Annotated in this window: 3 protein-coding genes and 1 rRNA gene; all 4 read right to left on the bottom strand. The window is 51.4% G+C overall.

Going from position 1 to position 4,476, the window contains the following annotated elements:
• Positions 1–180 (bottom strand): 16S ribosomal RNA (locus A3844_RS30770); the annotation flags it as partial.
• Positions 181–877: 697 nt separating this feature from the next.
• Entirely contained in the window at positions 878–3,628 is a 2,751-nt protein-coding gene (locus A3844_RS30765; RefSeq protein WP_074109502.1) for an alpha-mannosidase, read from the bottom strand.
• Between the two features lie 27 nt (positions 3,629–3,655).
• Positions 3,656–3,874, bottom strand: coding sequence for a hypothetical protein (locus A3844_RS30760; RefSeq protein ID WP_167374788.1), 219 nt, complete (start codon positions 3,872–3,874; stop codon positions 3,656–3,658).
• Positions 3,875–3,929: 55 nt separating this feature from the next.
• Positions 3,930–4,476: glycoside hydrolase family 130 protein (locus A3844_RS30755; protein ID WP_482811858.1), on the bottom strand; the 547-nt coding region annotated here is incomplete at its 5' end.

Here is a 4,476-nt window from a genome sequence, read left to right as displayed (position 1 = left end):
AGGAATTATCCGGTATTAGCTACCGTTTCCGGTAGTTATCCCAGTCTAGAGGGTAGGTTGCCTACGTGTTACTCACCCGTCCGCCGCTAAGCTTATCCCGAAGGATAAGCTCCGCTCGACTTGCATGTATTAGGCACGCCGCCAGCGTTCGTCCTGAGCCAGGATCAAACTCTCCAAATTGGTATTTAGAAAGAGCGATTGCTCATTTTGAAACATCTGACGAGAATAAAATATTCTCTATTTTTGGATCTCACTTGCGTGAAATCCCACTCACTCGTTGTTCAGTTTTCAAAGATCAAGCTCGTCGTCGGCGCCGATTATCTCGTCACCAGCAACTCTTATAATATATCACATTCGACCGAGTAATGCAAGCTCTTTTTTTCAACTTCTTTTCGAGCTCGGCGTTGATGTTTCATGGCCGGAATAAGAATATACCATGTACAGAGTTTCATTGCAAGCATTTATTTTCAATGTTCTATAATTCACTCTAGTAGCCCAGTAGATCGCTAATTATATCCCACTGTACAACCTTTCTCCATTGTCGGCATCCATGCAGTATGATGCCCATTTTCCGCTTAATCATTCCTGTTTGGAATGAGACGCTACATCCGCCGCGATACATACGGAGTCTCAATGGCAAATGGTATAGAAAGCTCCACTGGCCTTGGAATACTCACTAGTGCCGCTCCAACAAAGCCAAGCAGCAGGCGATTCACGAATGGGATGGAAACCTCTGAATTGGAAGAGATATAGAACTCCCTCTCTTGTCGAGGGTAATAATGTTTGATATCAAGTGAGCGTGTATCAAATTTACACACTGAACTTTTAAAGATCCCCCGGCGGGGAATCACCGGGGGATCTTTTTAACATATTATAGTTAAGCTCTTAGATGAATACCGAATGTGGCAATCTCGCAGGGTCCGAGTTCCAGCTGATGCTGGGTATCTCCTGAAAGCGGCAACGGAGCCGTTCTCTCTTCTAATATGCTTGTGCGATACAGATGTTCATGAGGAAGTGGCAATTGCAGATCTAATTGCGCGTGTGAGCCGCTCATGTTGTACCAGCGAAGCAGAAGGTCTCCGGTGGTTTCATTCATTTTCATAGAAGAAAATGCGGCTTCTGTGCCTTTCCAGCTCAAAGGTGAATAAGCCGAAGCGATTGTCCCGGTATGGATACCCGTCTGGAAGATGGTCCATGGAACCTGGAATTGGTATGCTTCGGCGTACGCGCCTGAAGTGATGCCATCTCCACTATGCGGAATCAGCATTAGCTGGGCGGTATGCTCGCCAATGCATTGCGCCTCCGGTGTCGGGAACCAGCCCCAGTCGCCTAATTCGCCTACACTGCGAAGCAGGGTAACGGCAATCGTATTGCGTCCGTCCCGCAGCACTTCATATTCATTCAGACCGAGATTAGCTACAGTCATGCCGGCCTCAGCAATGCTCACATCCACAAAAGACTGCTGATGCTGGGTATTGCTTGGATTTTGCCACTCTACTGCTGGTTCATTCTCCCGCTTGGCAATTTCGAACATAGAATCGGCATGATGCACGGAAGTCTGCAGATCCGTAGGGAAGAGCATACGAACACGGTGATCTTTGGCGACATTGTTGATCGTGGATTCAATGTGTACTCCCTTACCTGTACGTTCCAGCGAGATGACAGTACGCAGCTCCAGAATCACGGTGTCACTGCTACGCTGAGCTTTACGCTCCGGATAGTATACCAGTGCAAGCTGCTCCTCTTTCAAAGTGGCGTCTGCCGAAGCTGGAACCTCCCAAGCATGCTTAATCTCAACAGAAGCCCGGTAAGGAGTATCTTCAAGCACAGTAAGGACAGCATTCAGCCCTTTGGTAGTCAAAGGAATCTCGCCATCCGGCTGTCTGTACATATACTCGTTCCCTATGTCTCCGGTATTCTCATAGATGCCCAGATCACGGTAAAGCACACCGCTCAGCTTGTGATGCAGGCTGAAAGAGCCATCTCCGGCAACTTCGACACGGATTGCTTCATTCTCCAGGACATGCCCACCGCTAATAAGTGAGGCCTTCTTGGGATCCGCTGCTTCCCGCTGTGCTGCCCATGCATAAGCACGTAATCCGAGAGCCGGAACGTCCGCCGCTTCGAAGGTGATTTTAACTCTACGGCACATGAACGGCTGGCGGAACTTGTCGTCCGGCAGATCGTAGCCGAATTCCAGGCCCAGATCCTCCACGGTGCAAGCCAATACCTTACCGCTGTCATCCAGCAATACTCGGCCAGAGAGATTGAATTCCTTCATTCTGCGGGAGGTCTCCTCCAGGCCGAAGCCTTCGCGAAGGTATAAGCGGGCTGCGTCCAGTTCGACACTGACAGTCCCTGTGCGGCTCCAGCCTGTCGTGTTCATCACCACAAAAGGAACAGCTTGCATATCTTCCGGGGTGCCTTTAAAAATAGAGGTATCTACAGCCTCTGCGATAAATCTGGCGCTGTCTTCTATGATACTTTCTGCTACGTGACGGCTTTTATCAAAACGGGTCACCATCTCGCGGTGCACCTCGTCCACGCTGCAGCCGCAGATGCTGTCGTGCGGATGGTTCTGCATCAGCGTCTTCCAGGCGTAGGTGAACAGATGATGCGGATAGTCTTTGCCGGCAAGCCTTGCAATGGAAGCTAGAGGCTCGGCTACTTTTTCAAGAAGAGTCTGGCCCTTCTGATTCATCTGCTTCAAATACACACGTGCCGAAGCAGTATTTACCAGTGTGCCCCAACCGTCGGTCCGCTGGCTGCGCAGCTCGCCTGTAACCGATGAAAGTTCACGTCCACCCTGCTCCAGATCGGCATTCAGCGCATCCAGGTAATCCGGAAAGTTGGAATGAACGAACTCCACCTCGGGATAGAGCGTCTGCGCGGTGGCAATCGCCTCCGGCAAATCCAGCTGAAGCGGCTGATGGTCGCAGCCATTCATGAACAGGAGCTCACCAGTGGAGGCATATTTTTCGGCATCGGCCAGCTTACGGTCCCAGAATTCACGCGCAGCAGCCTCGTCCGCCGGAACTTCATTCCCGTTGGAATACCAGTTGGCGAAGAGGATACCGAGAATGCGGGAACCGTCCGGCCCTTCCCAGATCAGCTCAGAGAACGAAGACTCATAGCCGCCGTCGGATACGGTATTGTTGAAACCGGTGGGCTTCACTCCTCTGCCGAAAAAGGCATTCTTAATACCGGACTGGAGCATGAGCTGGGGCGTCTGGCCGACGAGACCGAAGGTATCAGGGAAATAGCCGATTTTGGACGGGTCTCCGTATTTCAACGCATCCTGATGGCCGATCTGCATATTGCGCACGTTCGCCTCACCGCTCGTAAGGAAAGCATCCTGCAAAATATACCACGGGCCAATCAGAATCCGGCCATCACGAATATGTTGCTCCAGCCTTGTTTTGTTCTCGGGGCGGACCTGCAGATAATCCTCCAGAATAATCGTCTGGCCATCCAGATAAAAGCTGCGGAAGGCCGTACTGTTATCCAATTTATCTAGCAGCGCATCCACCAGCTGTACCAGACGGACATGATGCTTCTCGTAGGGCAAATACCATTCCCGGTCCCAGTGGGTATGGGAAACGATATGCGCGGTTTTTTTCTTCGTCATGACTCCCATCTCTCCCTTAAATCTTGCTCAATGTATTGTGACTGCAGTTTCTCCCGCTCTGTACACGGATGTCCGTTGCCCCTGCTTGTCTGCGGCAAACAGTATGGAGCGTTCTTTCTCCAGCCGGAAGCTGTTCCTTGCAGAATCGCTTCGGGGCTGGGCCTCCAGCACTTCCAGGCCATATTCTGGAACCACCCGGAATGGCATGCGCCCCATTACTTCGGGAGCAAGGAGTCGCTGGTTCAAATCCTGTCGCCATGATTATGCCTTAGTGTTACCGCCCTGTTACTGTTCACGGATACTATCCCTCAATCTCCAAAGGGAACTCCCTCATATATTTAAGCAATTCATCCACGGTGGTAAAAGCAAGGCCCGTAACCGTATCCGCACACCCGTAGTAGATCGCAATCCGTCCTGTCGCGGAATCGGTCAAAGCCGCGCAAGGGAAGGTCACATTGGGCACATCCCCCACACATTCGTACACCATTTCCGGCCCCAGAATATAATTACGCGAACGGGCTTTTACTTTCCACGGCTGATCCAGATCCAGAAGCGCACAGCCCATGCGGTAGACAAATCCATTACATGTGTTGATTACGCCGTGATAGATGAGCAGCCAGCCCTCGCTGGTTTCGATCGGAATCGGACCGGGACCAATCTTCTTGGACTGCCAGGCGGAGGCATCTCCATTCACCGTGCCCATCACATAGCGGTGTTTGCCCCAGAAGGTAAGGTCCGGACTTTCGCTGTAGAAAATATCTCCAAACGGAGTATGCCCGGTATCGCTTGGACGGCTAAGCATGGCATAATGCCCGTTGATCTTCCGCGGGAACAATACGCCATTGCGG

The sequence above is a fragment of the Paenibacillus helianthi genome (genome assembly GCF_001909055.1).
In the GTDB taxonomy this organism is placed as follows: domain Bacteria; phylum Bacillota; class Bacilli; order Paenibacillales; family Paenibacillaceae; genus Paenibacillus_AQ; species Paenibacillus_AQ helianthi.
Note: the sequence above shows the minus strand (reverse complement) of the source record. Positions and strands in the feature narration are given on the sequence as shown.

What these genes read in the sequence shown, in the direction of transcription:
- A3844_RS30765 (WP_074109502.1), bottom strand. Translation starts at nt 3,628, where the DNA reads ATGACGAAGAAAAAAACCGCGCATATCGTTTCCCATACCCACTGGGAC.